We start from the raw sequence: 25,599 nt of genomic DNA, 5'->3' as shown, positions 1-25,599 counted from the left end.
CCCCACCGGCGTCAGCCGCGCAGGCCGAGGACCGGCAGCAGCTGGCTGAGGTCGAGGCCGTCGATGACGAGGTCGGCGCGCTCGCGGACCACGGGCTTCGCGTTGAAGGCGACCGAGAGGCCGGCCACCCGCATCATCTCGAGATCGTTCGCGCCGTCGCCGACCGCGATCGCGCGCCGGAGCGGGACGCCGGACTCCGCCGCCCACTCGCAGAGGGCCGCGGCCTTCGCAGCGGCGTCGATGACCGGGCCCTCGACCGCGCCGGTCAGGCGGCCGTCGCGGCTGCCGAGCCGGTTCGCGCGGACGAAGTCGAGGCCGAGCGCCCCGGCGACCGGATCGAGCACCTCGTGGAAGCCGCCCGAGACGACGCCGATCCGGCCACCGGCGGCGTGGATGCCGGCGATCAGCTCCTCCACTCCCGGGGTGACCCGGACGCGGGCGCTCACTCCGGCGCAGACGTCGTCGAGCACGCCGGCGAGGGTGGCGACGCGCTCGCGCAGGCTCTCGCCGAAGTCGATCTCGCCGTGCATCGCGCGCTCGGTGATCGCGGCGACGCGCTCCTCGGAGCCAGCGTGCGCGGCGAGCAGCTCGATCACCTCGTCCTGCAGCAGCGTGGAGTCGGCGTCGACGACGACCAGGAAGCGGGCGGGTGTGCGCAGAGGCTCACTCAAGGACGGGCCAATCGGTCGGGTCCGCGCGCCGGCACGGCCGGCGCGCGGAAGCGCAGTGCTCTCGACCCGCGGGGGTGCTACGGGCGGACGACGACGCCCTTGCCGACGACGGTGATGCCCGACTCGGTGACGGTGAACCCGCGCTCGCGGTCGTGGTCGTGGTCCACGCCGACACGGGCGCCGGGCTCGACGACGACGTCCTTGTCGAGGATAGCGCGGGCGACCACGGCGTCCGGGCCGATCCGGACCTTGTCGAAGACGACCGAGTCGGAGACCGTCGCGTTCGACTCGATGATCGCCCAGGGCCCGACGACGCTGCGCTCGATGTGGGCTCCGGAGATGACCGTGCCGAGCGAGACCACCGAGTCGACGGTCGTGCCGAGGTTGCCCTTGCCGTCGCGCACGATCTTCGCGGGCGGCGAGTTGAGCTGCGACGAGAAGATCGGCCACTGCTGGTTGTAGAGGTTGAAGACGGGCAGCGCCGAGATGAGGTCCTGGTGCGCCTCGAAGAACGAGTCGATCGTCCCCACGTCGCGCCAGTAGTAGCGGTCGCGATCGGTGGAGCCGGGGACCTCGTTGAGCTTGAGGTCGTAGACCCCCGCCTCGCCGCGCGCGACGAAGTCGGGGATGATGTCGCCGCCCATGTCGTGGTCGGAGGTGGAGAGCTCGCCGTCGCGGATGACCGCGTCGATCAGTGCGTCGGCGTCGAAGACGTAGTTGCCCATCGAGGCGAGGACCTCGTGCGGGGAGTCGGCGAGGCCGACCGCGTCCTTGGGCTTCTCGAGGAACTCGGCGATCTTGGTCGGGACGATGCCGTCGCCGGCCTCGTCGCCCGCGAGCTGGATGACGCCGAACTGGTCGGCGAGCTCGATCGGCTGGCGGATCGCCGCGACGGTCGCCTTAGCGCCCGACTTGATGTGCGCCTCGATCATCTGCGAGAAGTCCATGCGGTAGACGTGGTCCGCGCCGACCACGACGACGATGTCGGGCTTCTCGTCGCGGATCAGGTTGAGGCTCTGCAGGATCGCGTCGGCCGAGCCGCTGAACCAGCGCTTGCCGAGCCGCTGCTGCGCCGGGACGGACGCGACGTACGAGTTGAGCAGCCCCGAGAGCGTCCAGGTCTGCGAGACGTGGCGGTCGAGCGAGTGCGACTTGTACTGCGTCAGCACCACGATCTGAGTCAGACCCGAGTTGATGAGGTTGGACAGCGCGAAGTCGATCAGACGGTACTGCCCGCCGAACGGCACCGCGGGCTTGGCCCGGTCCGCCGTCAGGGGCATGAGCCGCTTGCCTTCGCCACCCGCGAGGACGATGCCGAAAATCTTCTTTGACTGCATGGCTCCACAGTAGGGGTTGGCGAAGGTCCGCGAACCCGCGCGGATGCGGCTGTCGCCGGGGGATCACGCTGTACTACGGTTCGGGGTGTGCGAGTCGATCTGCTGACCAAGGAATATCCGCCCGAGGTGTACGGGGGAGCCGGTGTGCACGTGGCCGAGCTCACCAAGGCCCTCCGCCACGACATCGAGGTCGTGGTGCGCTGCTTCGGCGCGCCGAGGGACGAGGAGGGTGCGTTCGCGTACCCGGTGCCGGCCGAGCTGGCGCAGGCCAACGGCGCGCTGCAGACCCTGGGCGTCGATCTCCAGATCGCCCAGGACGCGGCCGGAGCCGATCTCGTGCACTCGCACACCTGGTACGCCAACGCGGCCGGGCGCCTCGCGCAGCTGCTGCACGGCATCCCGCACGTCGTCTCGGCGCACAGCCTCGAGCCGCTGCGCCCGTGGAAGGCCGAGCAGCTCGGCGGCGGCTACCGCGTCTCGAGCTGGATCGAGCGCGAGGCGTACGAGAGCGCCGACGCGGTGATCGCGGTCTCCGGCGGGATGCGGAACGACATCCTCCGCTCGTACCCCGCTCTGGACCCGGCGAAGGTGCACGTCGTCTACAACGGCATCGACCTCGACGCGTGGCACCCGGTGGAGGACGAGGCCGTCCTCGCCGAGCTGGGTATCGACCCGTCGCGTCCGTCCGTCGTCTTCGTCGGCCGGATCACCCGGCAGAAGGGGCTGCCCTACCTGCTGCGCGCGGCCGCGATGCTGCCGCCGGAGGTGCAGCTCGTGCTCTGCGCCGGCGCCCCGGACACCCCCGAGATCATGGCCGAGGTCACCGCGCTCGTCCGGGGGCTGCAGCAGGAGCGCACCGGCGTCGTCTGGATCGACCGCCACCTGCCGCGCCACCAGCTCTCCGCGGTGCTGACCGCCGCGACCACGTTCGTCTGCCCGTCGATCTACGAGCCGCTGGGCATCGTGAACCTCGAGGCGATGGCGTGCGGTGCCGCGGTCGTCGGGACCGCGACCGGCGGCATCCCGGAGGTCGTCGTCGACGGCGTCACCGGGCGGCTCGTGCCGATCGAGCAGGTGACGGACGGCACCGGCACGCCGGTGGATCCGGAGCGCTACGTCGCCGATCTCGCGGCCGCGATGGCCGAGGTCGTCGCCGATCCGGCCGCCGCGAAGCGGATGGGCGAGGCCGGCCGCCTCCGGGCGCAGAGCGACTTCAGCTGGACGCAGATCGCCCGGGACACCCGTGCGATCTACGACTCGCTCGTCTGAGCCCGCCGCCCGCTCCCTTTAGACTGGTCCGCATGCCCAGCGTTGTCTCGTTCGTCGATGTGTCCTTCGTCCGGAACGGCAAGCGGATCCTCGACCACGTCGACTGGACCGTGTCCGAGGAGGAGCGCTGGGTGATCCTCGGCTCCAACGGAGCCGGGAAGACCTCGATCCTGCAGATCGCCGCGGCGCAGAACTATCCGTCGACCGGCTCGGCGCACCTGCTCGAGGAGACGCTCGGCCGCGTCGACGTCTTCGAGTTGCGCCCCCGGATCGGCTACGCCTCGACCGCGATGGCGCGCCGCCTGCCCGCGGGCGAGACGGTGCTCGACGTCGTGATGACCGCCGCGTACGCGGTCACCGGGCGCTGGAACGAGGGCTACGACGAGATCGACGAGCGCCGCGCGCGCCGCGTCCTCGTGGAGTGGAAGCTCGACCACCTCGCCGATCGGACCTTCGGCACCCTCTCGGACGGCGAGCAGAAGCGCGTCCAGATCGCCCGCGCGATCATGACCGACCCCGAGCTGCTGCTGCTCGACGAGCCGGCCGGCAGCCTCGACCTCGGCGCCCGCGAGGAGCTCGTGCAGCTGCTCGGCGGTTTCGCGCAGGACCCGGCCTCGCCCGCGATCGTGATGGTGACCCACCACGTCGAGGAGATCCCGGCCGGGTTCACGCACGCGCTGCTGCTGCGCGACGGCGCCGTCGTCGCCGCGGGCCCGCTGGCCGAGGCGCTCAACGAGGCGACCCTCGCGGACGCCTTCGGGCTCGACATCGCGCTGACGCACGAGAACGGGCGCTACTCGGCCCGCGCCCGCTGAGCACGGGCTCGCGCGACCGCGTGCCGCACCTCCCCGTGGCGGCGGCCGTCTGCTATTCTCGGTAGCTGGTTCGGGCCCGTTCGCGGTGCGCCCGCCACTCATCCACCCGCACCCGTCGACGACAGGCGCGGTTCAGGACCACAAGCGACAGGACACGATCATGCAGACCGACATCCACCCCAAGTACGAGGCCATCGTGTTCCGCGACCTCGCCTCCGGTGAGACCTTCCTCACCCGCTCGACGGCGACCAGCAGCAAGACGATCGAGCTCGACGGCGTCACGTACCCCGTCATCGACGTCGAGATCTCGTCCGCCTCGCACCCGTTCTACACGGGCAAGCAGCGCATCATGGACTCGGCCGGCCGCGTCGAGAAGTTCAACTCGCGCTACAAGAACTTCGGCAAGTAGGGTCCGGCCTCCCGCCTCCGAAGGGCCCTCGACCTCGCGGTCGGGGGCCCTTCGTCGTAGGCGCCAGCGCAGGGCGGGGAAGAGGCCGACGTCATCGGGGTGGGCGGGTCTCGACACGCCCCTGCGGGGCTACTCGACCAGCATGAGTGGCGATGGAGCTCGCGGAGCGAGTCCGCTTCCCTCTGCTGATCGGACGACCCGGCAGCCGGCCGCTTCCTGCTGATCGAGTAGCCCGCGGAGCGGGCGTATCGAGATCCACCACCGCCTGCACGGTGGTCGCCGGGTCTCGATACGCCGCTGCGCGGCTACTCGACCAGCATGAGTCGCGATGCAGTTCGCGGAGCGAGTCCTCTTCCTCTGCTGATCGGGCAGTCGGCCGGTTCAGTAGCGGTAGAAGCCCTCGCCCGTCGCGGTGCCGAGCTTGCCCTGGTCGAGGTACTCGGTCTTGAGGTGGGCGGCGAAGGCCTGGGAGGCCTCGTCGGGGGCGGCGACGGCGACGTGGTAGGCGGTGTTGAGGCCGATGACGTCGAAGATCTGGAAGGGGCCGAGCGGGGCGCCGGTGCCGATCCGCCAGGTCTTGTCGATGGTCTCGGGGTCGGCGTAGCCGCCCATCAGGAGGCCGCTCGCGGCGTTCAGCAGCGGCACCAGCAGCGAGTTGAGCAGGTAGCCGGCCTTCTCCTTCTGCAGGCGGATCGGCTCGAGACCGCTCTCGACCGCGAAGGCGACGACCGCGTCGACGACGGCCGGGTCGGTGTCGGCCGTGCCCATGATCTCGGCGGTGTTCTGCACCCAGACGTGGTTGGCGTAGTGCAGGGCGAGGAAGCGGTCGGGGCGGCCGGTCGACTCCTTCAGATCGCTGGGGAGCAGCGTCGAGGAGTTGGTCGCGAAGATCGTCCGCTCGGGGGCGACCGCGCCGAGGCGGCCGTAGAGCTCCTGCTTGAGCGCGAGGTCCTCGGGGACGGCCTCGATCACGAGGTCGGCGTCGGCGACGGCCTCGGCGAGGTCGGAGGTGAGGCGCAGCGACTCGAGGGCCGCGGCGGCGCCGCCGGAGATCCCTCCGGAGACCTGTGCCGACTCGTAGACGCCGGCGAGCCCGCGGAAGCGCTCGCGCGCGGCGTCGAGCACCTCGTCGGTGACGTCGTAGCTGGTGACGGCGAAGCCGTGGAAGGCGGCCTGGAACGCGATCTGGGAGCCGAGGACTCCGCTGCCGAGGACGGTGACCGTGCGGATGGTGGGCATGACTGCTCCTCGCCGGGGACTCGGGTGGTCCCGCTGTCCTCCGATCCCAGCGCAGCGCGAGGCAGCGGTCGAGCGGTTGCGCGCGAGGGCCGCCGCATGTCCTCGTGACGGGAGCGCGGGTTCCGGGCCCGTGACGCGGCGGGCCGAGAGGCGGTAGCGTCCGGGGATGGTGTCCTTCGCCGACAAGCCGATCCTGCCGCTCACGACGCCCGAGGAGTGGGACGCCTACCTCCGCGGTGAGCCGGACCCGGGCGGTGTGCGGTTGAAGCTGCGGAAGAAGGCGGCCGTCGACCCGGGCATCACCTACGCGGAGGCGCTCGACGTCGCGCTCTGCCACGGCTGGATCGACGGGCAGGCGGGCGCCTTCGACGAGCAGTTCAAGCTGCAGGCGTTCACACCGCGGCGCCGGGCGAGCCCGTGGTCGAAGGTGAACCGCGACCACGTGGCGCGGCTGCTCGAGGAGGGCCGGATGCTGCCGGCCGGGCTCGCCGAGGTGGAGCGAGCGCGGGCGGACGGACGCTGGGAGGCCGCCTACCGGCAGCGCGACGCGGAGGTGCCGGACGACTTCACGGCGGCACTGGCCGCGGATCCGGCGGCCGCCGCCTTCTTCGCGACGGTCGGCGGGCAGAAGCGCTTCGCGTTCCTGTTCCGGCTGTCGCAGCTCAAGCGGCCGGAGGCGCGGGAGCGGCGGATAGCGGAGTTCGTCGCGCTGCTCGCGGAGGGCCGCACGCTCACCTGAGCCGCGACGGCAGTGCCGAGAGGTCGCTACCGGACGCTCAGTGCCGGACGGGCCAGGCGCCGTCGGCGACGAAGCTCTCGTCGCGGACGCGGCGCATGTACTCCTGGAACGACTCGGCCTGGGTGCGGCACCAGTCGATCTGCAGGGCGTGCAGCGCCTCGGCACCGCCACCGAGCTCCTCGGCGAAGGCGCGGCCGAGGGCCTGGGCGACGCGGCCCGCAGCGATCGCGTCGGCGCCGGCGTCGTGCGCCTCGGTCAGCGGGACGCCGTAGTGCAGCGCGGCCTGGACCAGCGTGCGCTTGCCCTTGCGGTAGCGGTCGAGGGCCTTGTCGATGACCAGCGGGTCGATGACGGGACTCGGGTCGATCAGCACCGGGACGCCCCAGCGGCGCGCCTCGAAGGCGAGCAGCGAGAGGTCGTAGGGGGCGTTGTAGATGACGACGGGGATCCCGCGGGCCAGGAGCGAGCGGAGCGCCTCCGACACCTCGGCGACGACCTCGCCGGCGGGGCGGCCGTGCTCGCGGGCGTGCTCGGTGCTGATGCCGTGCACGGCGCTGGCGCCGGCCGGGATCTCGACGCCGGGATCCGCGAGCCAGGTGGTGCCCTCGACCGGGGTGCCGTCGGCGTCGATGAAGCCGACGTGCGCGGTGACGATGCGGCTGGTGCGGACGTCGATGCCGGTGGTCTCGAGGTCGAAGACGGCGAGACGGTCGTACCAGCGGGCGCCGTCGGATCCTTCCGACCTCTCCGACGAACCTGCGGACCCGCCGGTGGACCCGGCTTCGTCGAGGAGGCTCTCGTCGAAGAGCGTCGGTGCCTGGTTCGTCTCGGTGGTGCTCACGCCGACAGCCTAGGCGGGGCCTCCGACATCGTCGGGAGGCCCCGCGGCGTGCTGCGCGGTCGAGCGGGCGAAGCCCGGGTCAGCGGGTGAGTCCCTCGCGGGTCTGGCCCGCCTTCGCGACGTGCAGCCAGAAGAAGCCCTGGGTGCCGAGCGTCATCGTCAGCGAGCCGTCCTCGGAGAAGCCGGGGAAGCGGCCGCCGCCGAAGAGGTCGGTCAGCGTCGAGCCGGGGTTCTCGGGGTCGGTGATCGTCACCGAGACCGGGTTGTGGTTGAAGCTGAAGACGCAGAGCACCTCCTCCGGCTGGTCGCCCATCGCGGTGCCGGAGCCGGCGTAGTCGCGGACGAAGGCGAGCACCGACTCGTGGTCGGTCTCGAGGACGCGCATCGAGCCGAGGCCGAAGGCCGGGTGGCCGCGGCGCACGTGCAGGACGTTCCGCATCCAGTGCAGCAGCGAGCGCGACTGGGCGAGCTGCGCCTCCACATTGACCTGGTTGTAGTGGTAGACGAGCGACTGCACGATCGGCTGCACGAGCTTGCCCGGGTCGGCGGCCGAGAAGCCGGCGTTGCGGTCCGGGGTCCACTGCATCGGGGTGCGCGAGGCGTCGCGGTCGTTCAGCCAGATGTTGTCGCCCATCCCGATCTCGTCCCCGTAGTAGAGGAACGGGCTGCCGGCGAGCGAGAAGAGCAGGGCGTTGATCAGCTCGAGCTCGGCGCGCGAGTTGTCGAGCAGCGGCGCCAGCCGGCGGCGGATGCCGATGTTGGAGCGCATCCGCGGGTCGTAGGCGTACCAGCCGTACATCGCCTGGCGGTACTCCTCGGAGACCATCTCGAGGGTGAGCTCGTCGTGGTTGCGCAGGAAGACGCCCCAGGCGGCGCCCGAGGGGATGTCGAAGGTCTCGGAGAGCACCTTCTTCAGCTCGTTCGCGGTCTGCGCGCGGAGGGAGTAGAAGATGCGCGGCATGACCGGGAAGTCGAAGGCCATGTGGCACTCCGGCTCCTCCTCCGTGCCGAAGAACGCGGCGACCTCGCGCGGCCACTGGTTCGCCTCGGCGATCAGGATGCGGCCGGGGTAGTCGCGGTCGACCATCGTGCGCAGGTTCTTGATGAAGTCGTGCGTGGGCGGCTCGCCCTCGCCGTTGCCCTCGTCGGACTCGTAGAGGTAGGGGATCGCGTCGAGCCGGATGCCGTCGACGCCCAGGTCGAGCCAGAACTTGACGACGTCATGGATCGCCTCGTGGACGGCCGGGTTCTCGAAGTTGAGGTCGGGCTGGTGCGAGAAGAAGCGGTGGAAGTAGAACTGGCGGCGCTCGGCGTCGAAGGCCCAGTTGGAGTCCTCGGTGTCGACGAAGATGATCCGGATGTCCGGGTACTTGTCGTCGGTGTCGTTCCAGACGTAGAAGTCGCCGTAGGGACCCTCGGGGTCGGAGCGCGACTGCTGGAACCACTCGTGCTGGTCGCTGGTGTGGTTGAGCGGGAAGTCCATCACGATGCGCATGTTGCGCTCGTGGGCCTTGCGGACCAGCTCGCGGAAGTCCTCCATGGTGCCGAACTCGGGGAGGATCGCCTTGAAGTCGGAGACGTCGTAGCCGCCGTCGCGCAGAGGCGACATGTAGAAGGGCGGCAGCCAGAGCGCGTCGATGCCGAGCCACTGCAGGTAGTCGAGCTTGGACGCCAGGCCGTTGATGTCGCCGGCGCCGTCTCCGTTCGAGTCGTAGTACGACCGGATCATGACCTCGTAGAACACGGCCCTGCGGTACCACTGCGGATCGAGGGCGAGCCCGGGGAGTTGGATCGGGGACGTGAAGCTCACGGTGCTCCTTCTGCTGCTGCCTGAGCGGATGACCGGCGCCGCGCCGGGATCGGAGCGGAGGACGGGGGACGGGCGGTGCGTCGCGTGCGGACGCGCCTTCATGCTTGCGGCTCGGATCGAGGGCCCGCAAGGCGTTGCGGCGGGAAGTTCGACGGGCTTTCCCTACGATGGGGACCGTCATGACCATAGCCTCCCCCTACGCCGCCGACCTCGGGCGACTCGCCATCAGCGAGAGCGCCGTCGACGTCGCCGGGGCCACCACCGCCTACTGGAGCTACGGCGACCCCGACGCCGGGACCGTGCTGGTCCTGGTGCACGGATTCCGCGGCGAGCACCACGGGCTGGAGCCGGTGATCGCGCGGCTGCTCGCGGGCGGCGCGGACGCCCGCGTCATCGCGCCCGACCTGCCCGGCTTCGGCGCGTCGCCGCCGATGACGGCGCACGCGCACGACGTCGACGGCTACGCGGCCTGGCTCGGCGAGTTCCTGGACGCGCTCGGGCTGCGCGGGAGCGCGGTCGTGCTCGGGCACTCGTTCGGCTCGATCGTCTCCGCGGCGGCCGTCGCGGGCGGGCTGGAGACTCCGCTGCTGGTGCTCGTCAATCCGATCGCCGCGCCCGCCCTCGCGGGGCCCCGTGGCGTGCTGACCCGGCTGGCGGTGCTCTACTACCGCCTCGGCGCGGTGCTGCCCCGCCCGCTCGGGCTGCGCCTGCTCGGCGATCCGCTGATCGTGCGGGTGATGAGCCTCGCGATGGTGAAGACCAAGGACGGGCCGCTGCGCCGCTTCGTGCACGACCAGCACGACCGCTACTTCAGCGCCTTCGCCTCGCGCGACACGGTGCTGGAGGCGTTCTGCGCCTCGGTCTCGCACGACGTCAGCGAGTACGCCGCGCGGATCGCGGTGCCGACGCTGCTGATCGCCGCGGCGCAGGACGACATCACGCCGCTCGCCGCCCAGTACCGCCTGCTCGAGGCGCTGCCGCACGCCCGCCTGCACGTGATCGACGGGGTCGGGCACCTCATCCACTACGAGACGCCGGACGAGGCGGCCGCCGTCCTCCGCGCGGCCCTGGACGAGGGGATCGACCGATGAGGATCGTCGTCGACTGCCGGTACACCCGGCTCGAGCGCCACGACGGCATCAGCCGCTACACCGCGGAGATCGTGGCCGAGCTGGCGAAGCTGCACGACGTGACGATGCTGATCAGCGACCGCCGGCAGCGGGCGATGCTGCCGGATCTGCCGTGGGAGAAGGTCACCTCGCCGACCGGACCGTTCGAGCCGTTCGTGGCGCTGCTGGTGAACCGGCTGCGGCCCGACGTCGTCTTCTCGCCGATGCAGACGATGGGCTCGCTCGGGCGGCGCTACAAGCTCGTGCTCACGGTGCACGACCTGATCTACTACCGCCACCGCACGCCGCCGCGCGATCTTCCGCTGCCGGTGCGCGGGCTCTGGCGGCTCTACCACCTGGCCTGGTGGCCGCAGCGGCGCCTGCTGCAGCGCGCCGACGCGATCGTGACGGTGTCCGAGACGACCCGCGGGCTGCTCCGCACGCACCGGCTGACGACCCGGCCGGTCGTCGTGGTGCCGAACGCGGCGACCGCTCCGGACGAGGCGAGCGCGGCCCTCGCGGCGGCGCTGCCGGACCGCTCGGACGCGCGCTCGCTCGTCTACATGGGCTCGTTCATGCCCTACAAGAACGTGGAGTCGCTGGCGCGGGCGATGCGGCTGCTGCCCGACTACGAGCTGCACCTGATGAGCCGGGCGAGCGACGAGACGGTGGAGACCCTCCGCTCGCTCGCGCCGACGGCGAAGCTGATCTTCCACCAGGGGGCGGACGACGCCTCCTACGGCGAGGCGCTCGCGCGTGCCACGGCACTGGTGACCGCGAGCCGGGACGAGGGCTTCGGCATCCCGCTGGTCGAGGCGATGGCGCTCGGCACCCCGGTCGTCGTCAGCGACATCCCGATCTTCCGCGAGATCGGCGGTGACGCGGCCGTCTACGTGGATCCCTCGAGCGCGAAGGGGATCGCCGAGGGCGTGCGCTCGCTCGAGGACCCGGAGCGCTGGCGGGAGCTGTCGGCGAAGGCGCGGGAGCGGGCGGCGGCGTACTCGTGGCGCGACTCCGCGCGGGTGCTGCTGGAGCTGCTGACGAGCGTCGGGCGCTGAGCGGCGCCGGGCCGGGCGTCAGGCGGAGGCGCTCGGGCTGAGCACGTCGTCCAGGTCGGACTGCAGATCGGCGTCGACGACGACGACGTCGCCGGAGTCGTCGACCGCGACGATCTGCAGGGAGCCGTCGACGATCGCGAAGTCGTGCCGCGAGCCGTTGCCGACCGTGGTGCCCTGGGCCGGCAGCTCGTCCTCGCTGAGGGCGCGGAGCAGGCTGCCGATGACGGCGCCGTGCGTCGCGACGATCACGCGCTGCTCCGGGAAGCGCTCGGCGATCTCGAGCAGCGCGGCGGTGGCGCGCTCGACGACCTGGGCGCGGGTCTCGCAGCCGGGGATGCGGGCGCCCTCGATGCCGCCGGGGAAGAGCTCGCGGAGCTCGTCGCCGGTCATGCCCTCCGCCTCGCCGTAGGCGCGCTCGGCGACGCCCTCGACGACCTCGGGCTCGGGCAGGCCGAGACCACGGGCGATGATCGCCCCGGTCTCGTGCGCGCGCTGCAGCGGGCTGGCGACTACGACGTCCCAGTCGCGCTCGCGCAGCAGCCGGGCGGCGGCCCGGGCCTGCGAGCGGCCGGTGTCGTTCAGCGGGATGTCGCTCGCGCCCTGGATGCGGCGGGCGGCGTTCCAGTCGGTCTGGCCGTGCCGGACGAGGGTGAGCTGGGTCACGAGGGCCTCTCGGGTGGTGGGGGAGCGGTGGGTCAGCGCGACGGGAGGCGCTCGGCGAGGGCGCGGAGGACCTCGCTCGTGCCGCCGTCGATCTTGATGCCGGCCCGCGAGTCGCCCTTGGTGGTGCCGCGGTTGACGATGACGATCGGCATCTTCGCGCGCCGGGCGATCTCGAGGAAGCGGATGCCGGAGTTGACGACGAGGGACGAGCCGGCCACGAGCAGCGCGTCGGCGCCCGCGACGATGGCGCGCGCCTCCTCGAACCGCTCGGTCGGGATGAACTCGCCGAAGAAGACGATGTCGGGCTTGAGGATCCCGCCGCAGACCGTGCACTCCGGGACGGTCATCGCCGAGACGTCGTGCACCTCGGCGTCGCCGTCGGGGTTGAGCGAGGAGATGTCGGGGTCGTCGAGCCAGGGGTTGAGCGCCTCGATGCGCTCGGCGATCGCGTCGCGGGCGAAGTACTGGCCGCAGGTCATGCAGCGGACGCGGTCGGCGGAGCCGTGCAGGTCGACGACGCGCTGCGAGCCGGCGCGCACGTGCAGGCCGTCCACGTTCTGGGTGACGACACCGGTGAGCAAGCCGCGCTCCTCGAGCCGCGCGAGGGCGCGGTGGCCGTCGTTCGGCAGCGTGGCGGTGAAGCGGCGCCAGCCGAGCTGGCTGCCGGCCCAGTAGCGGCGGCGGTAGTCGGGGTCGGCGACGAACTGGGAGTAGGTCATCGGGCTGCGGACGGGGGCTCCCGCGCCGCGGTAGTCGGGGATGCCGGAGTCGGTGCTCACGCCCGCGCCGGTGACGGCGGCGATGCGGCGGCCGGCCAGGAGCTCGACGGTGCGATCGAGGGCGGCGGAGCGCTGCTCATCGGCCCGCTGCAGATCGGCCCGCTGCAGATCGGCCCGCTGCAGGTCGGCCCGCTGCTCGTCGGCCTGATCGGCACTGCTGCCGTCGGCGATCGGTGTCGGACCCGACTCCATCCACGCCTCCCTCGGACACCCGCGCACGCGGGCACTCCATCGGCCAGTTTAGACCGCGCCGTGCCCTAGGGTTCCGGGATGCCGATCGTGCACATCGAGGACCTCGACCACCCGCTCCTGGCCGACTACCACCGCCTGACCGACGTGGCGCTGCGCCGGGTGCTCGAGCCCGAGGGCGGCCTCTACATCGCGGAGTCGTCGAAGGTGATCGTCCGCGCGCTCGACGCCGGGCACGTGCCGAAGTCGGTGCTGGTGCAGGAGAAGCGGCTGCCGGACGCGGCGGAGGTGCTCGAGCGCTTCCCGGACGTGCCGGTGTTCGTCGGGCCGGACGCGATGATCGAGGAGCTGACCGGGTTCCACCTGCACCGTGGGGCGCTCGCGTCGATGCGGCGTCCGGAGCTGCCGTCGATGGCGTCGCTGCTCGAGGACGCGCGGCTCGTCGTCATCCTCGAGGACCTCGTCGACCACACCAACGTCGGCGCCGTCTTCCGCGCGGCGGCCGGGATGGGGGCGGATGCGGTGCTGGTGAGCCCGCGCTGCGCGGACCCGCTCTACCGGCGGAGCGTGCGGGTGAGCATGGGCACGGTGCTGCAGGTGCCGTGGACGCGGATCCCGGAGTGGGGGCCGGCGCGGGCCGAGCTGCTCGCCGCGGGGTTCTCGGTCGCCGCCCTGGCGCTCGCGCCCGACGCGGTGCCGCTGGACGAGTACGCGGCCGACCGGCCCGAGCGCGTCGCGATCGTGCTGGGCGCCGAGGGCGACGGGCTGAGCCGGGCGGCGCTCGACGCGGCCGACACCGTGGTGACCATCCCGATGCTGCACGGGGTCGACTCGCTGAACGTGGCCTCGGCGAGCGCCGTCGCGCTCTGGGCGCTGACGCGGGGTCGCTGAGCCGACTGCGCTGAGCCGTCTGCTCCGGACAGGCGGCGCGGAACGGCGGGCGGCCGCCCCGCGCCGCCTCCGCGGTGTCCGGCGGGGGTCCGCCTACGATGACCGGGTGACTTCTCCGACGCGCCCCGACCGCTCGCCGATCGACGTCGTGGGCAGCGTCACGCCTGCGCCCGCGCCCGAGGCACCCCGGCGCCGCCGCCCGCGTCCGCTCGCGGTCATCGGCGTCGTTCTGGCGGCCGTGCTCATCAGCGCGAGCGGTGCCTACGCCGCGAACGCGGCAGGGGCCGAGCTGCCGGTCGCGACGGCCGTCGTGCAGGAGACGCCGCCCACGGTGATCGACGCGCCCGCGGTCGCGTGGCCGTCGTACGGCGCCGGGGCGATCTCGGCGGTGGGCGTGCAGGGGCCGGCGGACGGCGGGATGCTCTCCACCTACGGCTCGACCGGGCAGCTGCCGATCGGCAGCATCGCGAAGGTGGTGACGGCGCTGGTGGTGCTGTCGGCGAAGCCGATCGCGGAGGGGACCGACGGCGAGACGATCGCGTTCACGAGCACGGACGTCGGCTACTACAACGACTCCGTCGCCGAGAACGGCTCGGTCGCGCCGGTCTCGGCCGGGCTGGAGCTCACGGAGCGCGAGGCGCTGACCGTGCTGATGCTGCCCTCGGCCAACAACTACGCGAAGTCGCTCGCCGTCTGGGCCTTCGGCTCGGAGGAGGGCTACCTCGCCGCCGCCCGCACCTGGCTGGACGAGCGCGGACTCACCGGCACCGTAGTGGCGGACACCAGCGGGCTGTCGCCGGCGACCGTCAGCACGACCCTCGAGATGGTGGTGCTCGGCGAGCTGCTGATCGGCGATCCGGTGCTCGCGCCGATCGTCGCCCTGCCGTCCGCGGTGATCCCGGGAGTGGGGACCGTCGAGAACACCAACAAGCTGCTCGGGCAGGCCGGGGTGGACGGGATCAAGACGGGCACGACCGACGAGGCCGGCGCGTGCCTGCTGTTCTCGCTCGACACCACGGTCGAGGGACGGCCGGTCACGATGGTCGGCGTCGTGGTGGGGGCGCGGACGCATCCGCAGCTCGCGGCGGACGTCCTGACGCTGATCCCGACCGTCGAGGCGGGCTTCCGGACGGTGACGCTGACCGAGGAGGGGCAGGACTTCGGCAGCTACACCAGCGCCTGGGGCGAGTCGGCGGTGGCGGAGAGCAGCGAGGCGCAGTCGCTCCTGGTCTGGGGCGCGACCACGGTCACCACGAGCGTGTCGCTCGATCCGGTGGAGGTCGTCGCGGACGGGCAGGAGGTCGGGACCGTGAACGTCGCCGTCAACGGGCAGGCGTACCCGGTGCCGCTCGTCGCGGACGGGACGATCGAGGACCCGGGGTTCGGCTGGCGCGTGACGAATCCGGGCGAGCTTTTCGGCTAGGCGGGTCCCGAGACGCCGCTTCCCTCGACCAGCAGGGATGAGGAGCGCGTCTGCGACGCGCGCAGTTTCCATGCTGATCGAGTAGCCCTCGGAGAGGGCGTATCGAGATCCGCCGTGTCCAGCAGGGTGGGTCTCGATACGCCGCTCCGCGGCTACTCGACCAGCATGCAACGGCGCCGCTCCGCGGCTGCTCGACCAGCATGGCGTGGCCGCTGCGCGGCTCCGCGACCAGCAGGGGCCGCCTACGAGTCGGTGTCGTCGATGACGATGCGGACGCCGGCCGTCGCGATGTCGGCGGCGACCTCCTCCGGGGTCGCGTTGCCGGGGACGGGGGTGCCGGGGATCGACTCGGGCGGGCGCTGCAGGTAGGGGCCGGCGTCCGGCCGCTTGGCGGTGATGAAGTCGCCGGAGGACTGGTGGCGCACCCGGCGCAGCACCCAGGGGACGAGGTACTCGCGGGCCCACTTCGCGTCCTCGCGGCGGGCGGCCCGCCAGGTCGGCGTCGGCGCCGGCTCCGGAGCGAACGGGCGAAGGGTGTTCTCGACGTTGAGGGCCTTCAGCACCATCCGCGCCACCTCGTGGTGGCCGTGCGGGTTGAGGTGCAGGCGGTCCGGCGCCCACATCCGCACGTCCTGGATCTCCTGCAGCGACCACTGGTCGGCGACGATGCAGTCGTAGCGCTCGGCGAGCGCGCGGAGGTTCTCGTTGAAGATGGCCACCTTGCCGCGGATCCGCGCGAAGACGGGGGAGAAGCTGACGTCGACGCCGGTGAAGAGCACCACCGTCGCGCCGTCGGAGCGCAGCCGCGCCAGTCCCTCCTCGAAGCGGCGGGCGATGTCGTCCGGGTCGGTGCCGGGACGGATGACGTCGTTGCCGCCCGCGGAGATGGTGATCAGGTCCGGGCGCAGCGCGAGAGCCGGCTCGATCTGCTCGTCGACGATCTGCTGCAGCAGCCGCCCGCGCACGGCCAGGTTCGCGTAGGCGAAGTCGTCGTTCTGACTGCCGAGCACCTCCGCGACGCGGTCGGCCCAGCCGCGGTGACCGCCGGGGCTGGAGGGCTCGGGATCGCCGATCCCCTCGGTGAAGGAGTCGCCCAGGGCGACGTAGCGGGACCACGGATGACGCTGCTCGACCATCCCTCCATTCTGCGCTCCGAGCGGGCGGAGGGGGTCCGTCGCCCGGACGATCCCGACACGCCGGGCCCTGCCCCGTGGGTGCGCGGACCGGCGCTCGGCGTCGGAGGTGTCGGCTAGCCTCGGTCCACGTGAACAGTCCCTCGAACTTCGGTCATCAGGTCGGCACCTCCGCCGCGGAGCACCTGTCCCCGTCGTTCCCCGGCAGGGCGCCGTGGGGCACCGCGAACAAGCTGCGGGCCTGGCAGGCGGAGGCCCTCGAGGCCTACTTCCAGCACGAGCCGCGGGACTTCCTCGCGGCCGCGACGCCCGGCGCCGGCAAGACGACGTTCGCCCTCCGGCTGGCCGCCGAGCTGCTGCACAACCGCACCGTCGACCGCATCACCGTCGTCGCCCCGACCGAGCACCTCAAGCGCCAGTGGGCCGAGGCGGCGCACCGCGTCGGCATCCGGCTCGACCCCACCTTCACCAACCGGATGGGCCGGCACGCCAAGCACTACCACGGCGTCGCCGTCACCTACGCGCAGGTCGCCGTGCGGCCCGAGCTGCACCGCGAGCTGACCCTCTCCGGCCGCTCGCTGGTCATCCTCGACGAGGTGCACCACGGCGGCGACGCGCTGAGCTGGGGCGACGCGATCCGCGAGGCCTTCGAGCCGGCCGCCCGCCGGCTCTCGCTCACCGGGACCCCGTTCCGCTCCGACACCGCGCCGATCCCGTTCGTCAGCTACCTTCCGGACCAGGAGGGCATCCGCACCTCGCTGACCGACTACGCCTACGGCTACGGCCGCGCGCTCGCCGACGGTGTCGTCCGGCCGGTGCTCTTCATGGTCTACGCGGGCCAGATGCGCTGGAAGTCGAAGGCCGGCGACGAGATGGAGGCGCGGCTCGGCGAGGGCAACACCAAGGACATCACCTCGCAGGCCTGGCGAACGGCGCTCGACCCCAAGGGGGAGTGGATCCCCTCGGTCCTGCGCGCGGCGAACACCCGGCTGACCGAGGTGCGCCGCGGGATCCCCGACGCCGGCGGCCTCGTCATCGCGACCGACCACTACGCGGCCCGCGCCTACGCGGCGATGCTCCGCGAGATCAGCGGCCAGCCCGTCACTGTCGTCCTCTCCGACGAGAAGGAGGCGAGCGACCGGATCGAGGAGTTCTCCAAGGGCGACAGCCGGTGGATGGTCGCCGTGCGGATGGTGTCGGAGGGCGTGGACGTGCCGCGCCTCGCCGTCGGCGTCTACGCCACCTCCGCCTCGACCCCGCTGTTCTTCGCGCAGGCGATCGGGCGCTTCGTCCGGGCCCGGCGCCGCGGCGAGACCGCCTCGATCTTCCTGCCCAACGTGCCGGGGCTGCTCGCGCTCGCGGGCTCGATGGAGCAGCAGCGCGACCACGCCCTCGACCGACGCGTCTCGGACGACGAGGAGTACCCCGAGGCCGACCTGATGGCCGACGCGGAGCGCGAGGCCAAGGCGTCCTCCGACCTGCTCGAGGAGGGCCGCTTCGAGTCGCTCGGCTCGGCCGCCACCTTCGACCGCGTGATGTACGAGGGCGCGGAGTTCGGCATGGAGGTGGAGGTCGAGAGCGAGGAGGAGCTCGACTTCATCGGCCTGCCCGGACTGCTCGAGCCCGAGCAGGTGCGCGAGCTGCTGCAGCACCGCCAGCAGCGGCAGGCCAAGCGCGCGGGCGGGCGCGCCGGCGCTCACGGCGCGCAGGCTCCGGCGGAGGCGAAGGAGAGCGAGATCCCTGCGCCGCTCTACCGCACGCTCAAGGAGCAGCGCAGCCTGCTGAACTCGCTCGTCGGGCTCTGGGCGCGCAACACGGGGGAGACCCACGGCCAGGTGCACACCGAGCTGCGCCGGCTCTGCGGCGGGCCCGCGGTCGCCCAGGCGAGCGTGACGCAGCTGCAGGCGCGGATCGACCTGCTGCGGAAGCGGATCGGCTCGCACTGAGCCGCGAGAACGGCGGATCTCTACTGGATGTGTGGCGGGCGGTCCAGCCCTCGCCGCGGATCGGCGGGGTCCGTACTGTCTGAGCGTGGCCTCCCCGGAAGCGCGGGAGGAGCCTCTCGCTAAGCTGGGCAGTCGGTCCGTCGCGAAGGTGATGGACCATCACCCCCGACGTCGGGCATCCGCAGACCGCCCGTCGGCCTCCCCCGGATCGCCCGAGACCAGAACTCAGAGGAGTCTCGTGGAGACCTGGCCCGGAACCGCCTACCCCTTGGGCGCCACCTTCGATGGAAGCGGCACGAACTTCGCTCTCTTCAGCGAGGCCGCCGAGCGCGTCGAGCTGTGCCTCTTCGAGGAGGACGGCACCGAGACGCGCGTCGAGGTGCTCGAGTCGGACGCCTACGTCTGGCACTGCTACCTCCCGCAGGTCCAGCCCGGCCAGCGCTACGGCTACCGCGTCCACGGCGCGTACGACCCGGACGGCGGACACCGCTGCAACCCGAACAAGCTGCTGCTGGACCCGTACGCGAAGGCCGTCTCGGGCGAGATCGACTGGGACCAGTCGCTCTTCTCGTACACGTTCGGCGACCCGGACTCGACCAACGACGAGGACTCGGCGCCGCACATGATGATGGGCGTCGTCATCAACCCGTTCTTCGACTGGGCCGGCGACCGCCGCCCGCGCACCTCGTACGACAGCACCGTGATCTACGAGGCGCACGTGAAGGGGCTCACCAAGAGCCACCCCGACGTGCCGGAGGAGCTGCGCGGCACCTACGCCGGCGTCGCGCACCCCGCCGTGATCGCGCACCTCAAGCACCTCGGCATCACCGCCCTCGAGCTGATGCCGGTGCACCAGTTCGTCAACGACTCCACGCTGATCGAGAAGGGCCTCTCGAACTACTGGGGCTACAACACGATCGGCTTCTTCGCGCCGCAGAACACCTACACCGCCACCGGCGACCTGGGCCAGCAGGTCCAGGAGTTCAAGAGCATGGTGAAGGCGCTGCACGCGGCAGGCATCGAGGTCATCCTCGACGTGGTCTACAACCACACCGCGGAGGGCAACCACCTCGGCCCGACGCTGTCGTTCCGCGGCATCGACAACGAGGCGTACTACCGCCTGGTCGACGACGACAAGCGCTACTACATGGACTACACCGGCACCGGGAACACCCTCAACGTGCGCCACCCGCACTCGCTGCAGCTGATCATGGACTCGCTGCGCTACTGGGTGACCGAGATGCGCGTCGACGGCTTCCGCTTCGACCTCGCCTCGGCGCTGGCCCGCGAGTTCTACGACGTCGACCGGCTCTCCACCTTCTTCGAGCTCGTCCAGCAGGACCCGGTGGTCTCGCAGGTCAAGCTGATCGCCGAGCCCTGGGACGTCGGCCCCGGCGGCTACCAGGTCGGCAACTTCCCGCCGCAGTGGACGGAGTGGAACGGCAAGTACCGCGACACCGTCCGCGACTTCTGGCGCGGCGAGCCCTCGACCCTGGGCGAGTTCGCCTCGCGGCTCACCGGCTCGGCCGACCTCTACGCGCGCTCCGGCCGCTACCCGGTCGCCTCGATCAACTTCGTCACCGCGCACGACGGCTTCACTCTGCGCGACCTCGTCTCCTACAACGAGAAGCACAACGACGCCAACGGCGAGGACGGCAACGACGGCGAGTCGCACAACCGCTCCTGGAACCACGGCGCCGAGGGCCCCACCGACGACCCGAAGGTCCTCGGCCTGCGCGCCCGCCAGCAGCGCAACTTCCTCGCGACGATGCTCATCTCGCAGGGCGTGCCGATGATCCTGCACGGCGACGAGCTCGGCCGCACCCAGAACGGCAACAACAACACGTACGCCCAGGACAGCGAGCTGACCTGGATCGACTGGGAGAAGGCGGACAAGCCCCTGGTCGAGTTCACCGCGGCGCTGATCCGCCTCCGCGCCGAGCACCCGACCTTCCGCCGCGGCCGCTTCTTCGACGGGCGCCCGGTCCTCCGCGGCACCGGCGAGCCGCTGCCGGACATCGTCTGGTTCAAGGCCGACGGCACCGAGATGACGCCGTCGGACTGGGACTCGGGCCTGGACCGCTCGGTCGGCATCTACCTCAACGGCAACGGCATCCGCGAGCGCGACGAGCGCGGCCAGCCGGTCGTCGACGACAGCTTCCTGCTCTACTTCAACGCCGACGACGTGGACGTGGAGTTCACCATCCCGAGCGACGAGTACGCAGTGGAGTGGGCCGTCCTGGTCGACACCGCCGGAGCGGAGGCCGACTCGGTCCCGCGTCCCGCCGGCGCGCTGCTCACCGTGCAGGCGAAGTCGCTCGTGATCCTCCAGGAGCACAGCGCCCCCGAGCCCGAGGTCGACCACTCGGTCGCCGCCTCGCTGGCCTCGCTCGCCGCCACCTCGGCCATCCCGATCATCACCACCACGGGCCACACCAGCCCCCACGAGGAGTCGACCGACTCCGCGACCGCACCCTCGACAGGAGCCTGACGTTGCGACTGCCCGCCTCCACCTACCGACTCCAGATCCGCTCCGGCTTCGATCTCGACGAGGCCGCGACGGTGGCCGATTACGTGCGCTCTCTCGGCGCCGACTGGCTGTACTTCTCGCCGCTGCTGACCGCTGAGCCCGGCTCGGACCACGGCTACGACGTCGTCGACCACTCGCAGGTCGACCCTGCCCGCGGCGGCGGCGAGGGCCTCGCCCACGCCTCCGCGGCGGCGAGGAAGGAGGGCCTCGGCGTCCTCATCGACATCGTGCCGAACCACATGGGCGTCGCGACGCCGGTGGAGAACGCCTGGTGGTGGGACCTGCTGAAGCACGGCCGGGACTCCCGCTACGCCGAGGCGTTCGACATCGACTGGGCGGCGGGTGCGGGCAAGCTGCGCGTGCCGATCCTCGGCGACGGGGCCTCGGAGGGCGACAGTGACAGCGAGCTCGATGCGCTCGAGGTCGTCGGCGACGAGCTGCACTACTACGAGAACCGCCTGCCGATCGCGCCCGGCACCGCCGGGCCCGGCGACTCCGGCCGCACCGTGCACGCCCGCCAGAGCTACGAGCTGGTCAACTGGCGCCGCGCCGACGCCGAGCTGAACTACCGCCGCTTCTTCGCGGTCAACACCCTCGCCGCGATCACGGTCGAGCGGCCTGAGGTCTTCGAGGCCTCGCACCGCGAGATCGTCCGCTGGTTCACCGAGGGCCTGGCCGACGGCCTGCGCGTCGATCACCCGGACGGCCTGGCCGACCCGGGCGGCTACCTGGACGACCTCGCCCGCGCCATCGACGGCGCGCCGGTCTGGGTCGAGAAGATCCTCGAGGGCGACGAGCAGCTGCCCGCGCACTGGGCGACCGTGGGCACCACCGGCTACGACGCGCTCGCCGACATCGACCGCATCCTCGTCGACCCCGACGCCCGTCCGGTGCTCGAGGGCCTGGACGCGGAGCTGGGCGGCGGCGGCGAGCCGGTGGACTGGGCCGACCTGATCCACGACACCAAGCGCGGCATCGCCGACGGCATCCTCCGCTCCGAGGTGCTCCGCCTGGCCCGTCTGATCCCGCAGGTCGACGGCGCGGACGACGCGATCGCCGAGCTGCTCGCGACCTTCCCGGTCTACCGCAGCTACCTGCCCTACGGCGGCGAGCACCTCGAGCACGCTCGGCTCGACGCGCGGCACCGCCGCCCCGAGATCGCCGCGACGATCGACGAGGTCGCCGCGCTGCTCGAGGAGACCGGCACCCCCGTGTCGGTCCGCTTCCAGCAGACCTCCGGCATGGTGATGGCGAAGGGCGTCGAGGACACGGCGTTCTACCGCTACAGCCGCCTCACCTCGCTCAACGAGGTCGGCGCCGACCCGGACGAGTTCGCGATCGACCTGGAGGAGTTCCACCGCCGCCAGGGCGTCCGCCAGGCGTCCTTCCCGGCCTCGCTCACCACGCTGTCGACGCACGACACCAAGCGCGGCGAGGACACCCGCGCCCGCATCACCGCCCTCGCGGAGGGCGCGGAGGCCTGGGCCGAGACGCTCCGCTCGCTGCACGAGCACGCCGGGTTCGGCGACGGACCGGTCGAGCACCTGCTCTGGGAGGCGATCGTCGGCACCTGGCCCGCGTCCCGCGAGCGCCTGCACGCCTACGCCGAGAAGGCGTCGCGCGAAGCCGGCAGCTCGACGATGTGGACCGCTCCGGACGAGGCGTTCGAGAAGCGGATGCACGCGGCGGTCGACGCCGCCTTCGATGACGCGGCCGTGCGCCGCCTGATCGAGGACACCGTGGCGCGCGTCTCGGCCGACGGCTGGTCGAACAGCCTCTCGGCCAAGCTCGTCCAGCTGACGGCGCCGGGCATCCCGGACGTCTACCAGGGCAGCGAGCTGTGGGAGACGTCGCTGGTCGACCCCGACAACCGCCGCCCGGTCGACTTCGCCGAGCGCCGGGCGCTGCTCGAGCGGATCGACGGCGGCTGGCTGCCGGAGATCGACGCGGAGGGCGCGGCCAAGCTGCTCGTCACCTCGCGGGCCCTGCGCCTGCGCCGCGACCGGCCGGAGCTGTTCACGCGCTACGCCGCCGTCCCCGCCATCGGGCCGGCCGCCGAGCACGCGATAGCCTTCGACCGCGGCGGTGCGCTGACGGTCGCCACCCGCCTGCCCGCGCGGCTCGCGGCCGAGGGCGGCTGGGGCGAGACCCTGATCGTCCTGCCCGGGCACCCGGTCGTGGACGTCCTCACCGGGCGCACCTTCGCCGGCGGGCCGACCGCCGTCGCGGAGATCCTCGGCGGCGGCTACCCGGTCGCCCTGCTCGCGCCGGTCGCCTGACCCGGCGAGTCCCTTCCTGCCGACCCCGTTCGAACGACCCTGGAGAACCCCGTGATCAGCACCACGCCCTACCGCTACGCCCTGCCCGTCTCCGGACCCGAGCGCTTCGACGTGTGGGCGCCCGACGCGTCCTCCGTCGAGCTCGCCATGGGTGCGGGCGGGACGGTCGCGATGGCCCGCTTCGGCGACGAGGGCTGGTGGCGGGTCTCCGGGTCGGTCGCCGCGACCGGCGAGGTCGACTACGGCTACCTGGTGGACGGCAAGGGGCCGTTCCCGGACCCGCGCTCGCGCCGCCAGCCCGGGGGAGTCCACGAGCTCTCCCGCAGCTACGACCCGAGCGCGTTCGAGTGGGCCGACCAGGCCTGGACCGGCCGCCAGCTGGCGGGGGCCGTGATCTACGAGCTGCACATCGGCACCTTCACCCCCGAGGGCACGCTCGACTCGGCCGCCGGCCGGCTGGAGCACCTGCGCTCGATCGGCGTCGACTTCATCGAGATCCTCCCGGTCAACGCGGTGAACGGCACGCACAACTGGGGCTACGACGGCGTCCTCTGGTACGCCGTCTCGGAGGCCTACGGCGGACCGGAGGCGTACCAGCGCTTCGTCGACGCGGCGCACCGCGCGGGACTGGGCATCGTGCAGGACGTGGTCTACAACCACCTCGGCCCGAGCGGCAACTACCTGCCCGAGTTCGGCCCGTACCTGAAGAACGAGAAGGCCAACACCTGGGGCAGCTCGATCAACCTCGACGGGGAGGGCTCGGACGTCGTCCGCGGCTACATCCTCGACAACGCGCTGATGTGGCTGCGCGATTACCACGTCGACGCCCTGCGCCTCGACGCGGTGCACGCGCTCTCGGACGAGCGCGCCGTGCACGTGCTCGAGGAGATGGCCGCCGAGGTCGCGGTGCTCTCGGCCGACGTCGGGCGCCCGCTGACCCTGATCGCGGAGTCGGACCTCAACGACCCGAAGCTGATCACCCCGCGCGAGGCGGGCGGCTACGGGCTCGACGCGCAGTGGAGCGACGACTTCCACCACGCCGTGCACGTCGCCCTCACCGGCGAGACGACCGGCTACTACGAGGACTTCGCGCCGCTCGGCGCGCTCGGCAAGGTCCTCACCCGCGGCTTCTTCCACGACGGCACCCTCTCGACGTTCCGCGGTCGGCACCACGGCCGCCCGATCGACACCGAGCGGATGCCGACCTGGCGCCTCGTGGTCTGCAGCCAGAACCACGACCAGATCGGCAACCGGGCGATCGGCGACCGGCTGACCGCGACCCTCGACGAGGGCCGGCTGGCGATAGCCGCCGCGCTGACGCTGCTCGGCCCGTTCACCCCGATGCTCTTCATGGGCGAGGAGTGGGCGGCGTCCACCCCGTGGCAGTTCTTCACCTCGCACCCGGAGAAGGATCTGGGCGAGGCGACGGCGAAGGGCCGCATCGCGGAGTTCGCGAAGATGGGCTGGGACCCGGAGGTCGTACCCGACCCGCAGGACCCCGAGACGTTCGAGCGCTCCAAGCTCGACTGGTCTGAGGCGGAGGAGGGGCGTGGTGCGCGCACCCTCGCCGTCTACCGCGAGCTGGCGGCGCTGCGCCGCCGCTTCCCCGAGCTGACCGACCCGCGCTTCGGCTCGGTGCGTGTCGAGCTCGACGAGGACGAGCGCTGGCTCACCCTGGGCCGTGGCCGGGTGACGATCGCGATCAACGTCGGCGAGTCGTCGGCGCGGGTCCCGCTGCCCGAGGTGGCGGAGTCGCTCCTCGCCGTGGGCGAGTACGCGGTCCAGCCCGGCGACACCGAGGTCGACCTCGGCGCGTCCTCGCTGCTGATCACGCTCAGCGACGCCGAGTAGGGGTCCGCCGCGCGCCGGTCCGAGTCGACTCGGACCGGCGCGCGTTTCGTTCCTCTCATCCATCGCGCCCGAGCCCGTGCACGCCGCCGCCCGCCGGAGACCTGTCAGCGGGCCGGTGCGGAGTGCTCCGCCTCGGCGATGATCCGCACACCGTCGTCGTGCACGAGCAGCAGGGCACGCAGCGGCATGGCCCGCCGGTGGCAGGCGGCGCTCAGCTGGCGGGCGAGCACCCGGTCGGTCTCGCCGAGGAACGCCCGGCCCGGGCGCTCGAGCGCGAACGCGAGCGAGCCGACATCGTGATGCGCGACCGCTTTCGCGAGGGTCGCGACGATGCGCTCGGTCTTCTCCTCGTCGGGGTGCACGGGGAGTCCGTCCACCGGGTAGAGGATCGGCAGCTGGTAGCCGGCCCGGTCGAGCAGGATCGGCCAGAGCGCACGCCGGTAGGCGGGCCCGATGAGGGACGAGACGCGCTCGCGCAGGTCCCGGTCGTCGCGCAGCGGCACGTCGAGCGCCGAGGGGTGGAGGGCGTGGTCCGTGTTCGTCATGGTGTCGCTTTCTCGCGGGTGATGCGGGCGCGGAAGCGCTCGCGGTGCTGGGGCGGTCGTGGTCCGACGGGCG

General features: G+C 72.1%; 21 protein-coding genes. 12 read left to right on the top strand and 9 right to left on the bottom strand.

All coding sequences use genetic code 11. The annotated features are described in order from the left end of the window. Positions 1-11: 11 nt before the first annotated feature. Together serB and EDF43_RS08045 are read right to left on the bottom strand one after the other, a co-directional pair. Entirely contained in the window at positions 12-671 is a 660-nt protein-coding gene (serB, locus tag EDF43_RS08050) for a phosphoserine phosphatase SerB (protein ID WP_132436237.1), read from the bottom strand. 77 nt (positions 672-748) lie between these two features. Further along, positions 749-2,008 (bottom strand): glucose-1-phosphate adenylyltransferase, encoded by a 1,260-nt coding sequence (locus tag EDF43_RS08045; RefSeq protein WP_132436236.1) that lies wholly within the window; start codon positions 2,006-2,008, stop codon positions 749-751. An 87-nt stretch (positions 2,009-2,095) separates the two neighbouring features. Here EDF43_RS08045 and glgA point away from each other — a divergent pair, with 87 nt between their 5' ends. The 3 genes from glgA (at position 2,096) to EDF43_RS08030 (ending at position 4,501) form a co-directional block, all read left to right on the top strand. Continuing rightward, the gene (gene glgA / locus EDF43_RS08040) at positions 2,096-3,277 is read left to right on the top strand and encodes a glycogen synthase (RefSeq protein WP_123733099.1); all 1,182 of its coding nucleotides are present in this window, start codon (positions 2,096-2,098) and stop codon (positions 3,275-3,277) included. 32 nt (positions 3,278-3,309) lie between these two features. Further along, positions 3,310-4,092, top strand: a complete 783-nt coding sequence (locus tag EDF43_RS08035) for an ABC transporter ATP-binding protein (RefSeq protein WP_132436235.1) — start codon at positions 3,310-3,312, stop codon at positions 4,090-4,092. Positions 4,093-4,252: 160 nt separating this feature from the next. Continuing rightward, entirely contained in the window at positions 4,253-4,501 is a 249-nt protein-coding gene (locus tag EDF43_RS08030; protein WP_123446296.1) for a type B 50S ribosomal protein L31, read from the top strand. 381 nt (positions 4,502-4,882) lie between these two features. On the opposite strand, the gene EDF43_RS08025 is transcribed toward EDF43_RS08030, so the two are convergent. Beyond that, complete coding sequence (locus EDF43_RS08025; protein ID WP_132436234.1) at positions 4,883-5,740, bottom strand: 3-hydroxyacyl-CoA dehydrogenase; 858 nt, start codon at positions 5,738-5,740, stop codon at positions 4,883-4,885. Positions 5,741-5,906: 166 nt separating this feature from the next. Between EDF43_RS08025 and EDF43_RS08020 the strand changes: the two genes are divergently transcribed. After that, positions 5,907-6,479, top strand: a complete 573-nt coding sequence (locus EDF43_RS08020; RefSeq protein WP_132436233.1) for a YdeI/OmpD-associated family protein — start codon at positions 5,907-5,909, stop codon at positions 6,477-6,479. Between the two features lie 37 nt (positions 6,480-6,516). Here the strand turns inward: EDF43_RS08020 and EDF43_RS08015 are convergent, their stop codons facing one another. Beyond that, positions 6,517-7,320 carry a 3'-5' exonuclease gene (locus tag EDF43_RS08015; RefSeq protein ID WP_132436232.1) on the bottom strand — a complete coding sequence of 268 codons (804 nt, stop codon included), beginning with the start codon at positions 7,318-7,320 and terminating at the stop codon, positions 6,517-6,519. 79 nt (positions 7,321-7,399) lie between these two features. Continuing rightward, positions 7,400-9,130, bottom strand: coding sequence for a maltose alpha-D-glucosyltransferase (gene treS / locus EDF43_RS08010; RefSeq protein WP_123735774.1), 1,731 nt, complete (start codon positions 9,128-9,130; stop codon positions 7,400-7,402). Between the two features lie 179 nt (positions 9,131-9,309). Here treS and EDF43_RS08005 point away from each other — a divergent pair, with 179 nt between their 5' ends. Further along, complete coding sequence (locus tag EDF43_RS08005) at positions 9,310-10,221, top strand: alpha/beta hydrolase (protein WP_132436231.1); 912 nt, start codon at positions 9,310-9,312, stop codon at positions 10,219-10,221. Beyond that, positions 10,218-11,297: a glycosyltransferase family 1 protein gene (locus EDF43_RS08000; RefSeq protein ID WP_132436230.1), complete on the top strand. Its 1,080-nt coding sequence runs from the start codon at positions 10,218-10,220 to the stop codon at positions 11,295-11,297. Before EDF43_RS08005 ends, EDF43_RS08000 begins: the two co-directional genes overlap by 4 nt. An 18-nt stretch (positions 11,298-11,315) precedes the next feature. On the opposite strand, the gene EDF43_RS07995 is transcribed toward EDF43_RS08000, so the two are convergent. Next, positions 11,316-11,960: a histidine phosphatase family protein gene (locus EDF43_RS07995; RefSeq protein ID WP_165909054.1), complete on the bottom strand. Its 645-nt coding sequence runs from the start codon at positions 11,958-11,960 to the stop codon at positions 11,316-11,318. Between the two features lie 32 nt (positions 11,961-11,992). Then, entirely contained in the window at positions 11,993-12,931 is a 939-nt protein-coding gene (locus EDF43_RS07990) for a Sir2 family NAD-dependent protein deacetylase (RefSeq protein WP_132436228.1), read from the bottom strand. A gap of 78 nt (positions 12,932-13,009) precedes the next feature. Here EDF43_RS07990 and EDF43_RS07985 point away from each other — a divergent pair, with 78 nt between their 5' ends. Next, the gene (locus tag EDF43_RS07985; protein ID WP_132436227.1) at positions 13,010-13,819 is read left to right on the top strand and encodes an RNA methyltransferase; all 810 of its coding nucleotides are present in this window, start codon (positions 13,010-13,012) and stop codon (positions 13,817-13,819) included. Between the two features lie 106 nt (positions 13,820-13,925). Next, the gene (locus EDF43_RS07980) at positions 13,926-15,242 is read left to right on the top strand and encodes a D-alanyl-D-alanine carboxypeptidase (RefSeq protein ID WP_132436226.1); all 1,317 of its coding nucleotides are present in this window, start codon (positions 13,926-13,928) and stop codon (positions 15,240-15,242) included. Between the two features lie 242 nt (positions 15,243-15,484). Here EDF43_RS07980 and EDF43_RS07975 read toward each other — a convergent pair whose 3' ends face one another. Beyond that, the gene (locus EDF43_RS07975) at positions 15,485-16,378 is read right to left on the bottom strand and encodes an SGNH/GDSL hydrolase family protein (RefSeq protein WP_132436225.1); all 894 of its coding nucleotides are present in this window, start codon (positions 16,376-16,378) and stop codon (positions 15,485-15,487) included. A gap of 128 nt (positions 16,379-16,506) precedes the next feature. Between EDF43_RS07975 and EDF43_RS07970 the strand changes: the two genes are divergently transcribed. From EDF43_RS07970 to treZ, 4 genes are all read left to right on the top strand, one after another. Next, the gene (locus EDF43_RS07970) at positions 16,507-18,321 is read left to right on the top strand and encodes a DEAD/DEAH box helicase (protein ID WP_123733110.1); all 1,815 of its coding nucleotides are present in this window, start codon (positions 16,507-16,509) and stop codon (positions 18,319-18,321) included. Positions 18,322-18,559: 238 nt separating this feature from the next. Beyond that, positions 18,560-20,812 carry a glycogen debranching protein GlgX gene (gene glgX, locus EDF43_RS07965; protein WP_132436224.1) on the top strand — a complete coding sequence of 751 codons (2,253 nt, stop codon included), beginning with the start codon at positions 18,560-18,562 and terminating at the stop codon, positions 20,810-20,812. Positions 20,813-20,814: 2 nt separating this feature from the next. Further along, on the top strand, positions 20,815-23,130 hold the full coding sequence (gene treY, locus EDF43_RS07960) for a malto-oligosyltrehalose synthase (RefSeq protein ID WP_132436223.1): 2,316 nt from the start codon (positions 20,815-20,817) through the stop codon (positions 23,128-23,130). A 51-nt stretch (positions 23,131-23,181) separates the two neighbouring features. After that, entirely contained in the window at positions 23,182-24,981 is a 1,800-nt protein-coding gene (treZ, locus tag EDF43_RS07955) for a malto-oligosyltrehalose trehalohydrolase (protein WP_279389003.1), read from the top strand. A 104-nt stretch (positions 24,982-25,085) separates the two neighbouring features. On the opposite strand, the gene EDF43_RS07950 is transcribed toward treZ, so the two are convergent. Next, positions 25,086-25,526, bottom strand: a complete 441-nt coding sequence (locus EDF43_RS07950; RefSeq protein ID WP_132436222.1) for a hypothetical protein — start codon at positions 25,524-25,526, stop codon at positions 25,086-25,088. Positions 25,527-25,599 lie beyond the last annotated feature (73 nt).

Origin of the sequence: Rathayibacter sp. PhB179, from assembly GCF_004345345.1 — a bacterium.
GTDB lineage: Bacteria > Actinomycetota > Actinomycetes > Actinomycetales > Microbacteriaceae > Rathayibacter > Rathayibacter festucae.
The sequence above is the reverse complement of the archived record's forward strand: the minus strand, read 5'-3'. Positions and strand labels throughout refer to the sequence as shown.

What these genes read in the sequence shown, in the direction of transcription:
- EDF43_RS07985 (WP_132436227.1), top strand. Translation starts at nt 13,010, where the DNA reads ATGCCGATCGTGCACATCGAGGACCTCGACCACCCGCTCCTGGCCGAC.
- EDF43_RS08005 (WP_132436231.1), top strand. Translation starts at nt 9,310, where the DNA reads ATGACCATAGCCTCCCCCTACGCCGCCGACCTCGGGCGACTCGCCATC.
- EDF43_RS08025 (WP_132436234.1), bottom strand. Translation starts at nt 5,740, where the DNA reads ATGCCCACCATCCGCACGGTCACCGTCCTCGGCAGCGGAGTCCTCGGC.
- EDF43_RS08030 (WP_123446296.1), top strand. Translation starts at nt 4,253, where the DNA reads ATGCAGACCGACATCCACCCCAAGTACGAGGCCATCGTGTTCCGCGAC.
- EDF43_RS08000 (WP_132436230.1), top strand. Translation starts at nt 10,218, where the DNA reads ATGAGGATCGTCGTCGACTGCCGGTACACCCGGCTCGAGCGCCACGAC.
- EDF43_RS08020 (WP_132436233.1), top strand. Translation starts at nt 5,907, where the DNA reads ATGGTGTCCTTCGCCGACAAGCCGATCCTGCCGCTCACGACGCCCGAG.
- EDF43_RS07975 (WP_132436225.1), bottom strand. Translation starts at nt 16,378, where the DNA reads ATGGTCGAGCAGCGTCATCCGTGGTCCCGCTACGTCGCCCTGGGCGAC.
- EDF43_RS07950 (WP_132436222.1), bottom strand. Translation starts at nt 25,526, where the DNA reads ATGACGAACACGGACCACGCCCTCCACCCCTCGGCGCTCGACGTGCCG.
- EDF43_RS08035 (WP_132436235.1), top strand. Translation starts at nt 3,310, where the DNA reads ATGCCCAGCGTTGTCTCGTTCGTCGATGTGTCCTTCGTCCGGAACGGC.
- EDF43_RS07990 (WP_132436228.1), bottom strand. Translation starts at nt 12,931, where the DNA reads ATGGAGTCGGGTCCGACACCGATCGCCGACGGCAGCAGTGCCGATCAG.
- EDF43_RS08045 (WP_132436236.1), bottom strand. Translation starts at nt 2,008, where the DNA reads ATGCAGTCAAAGAAGATTTTCGGCATCGTCCTCGCGGGTGGCGAAGGC.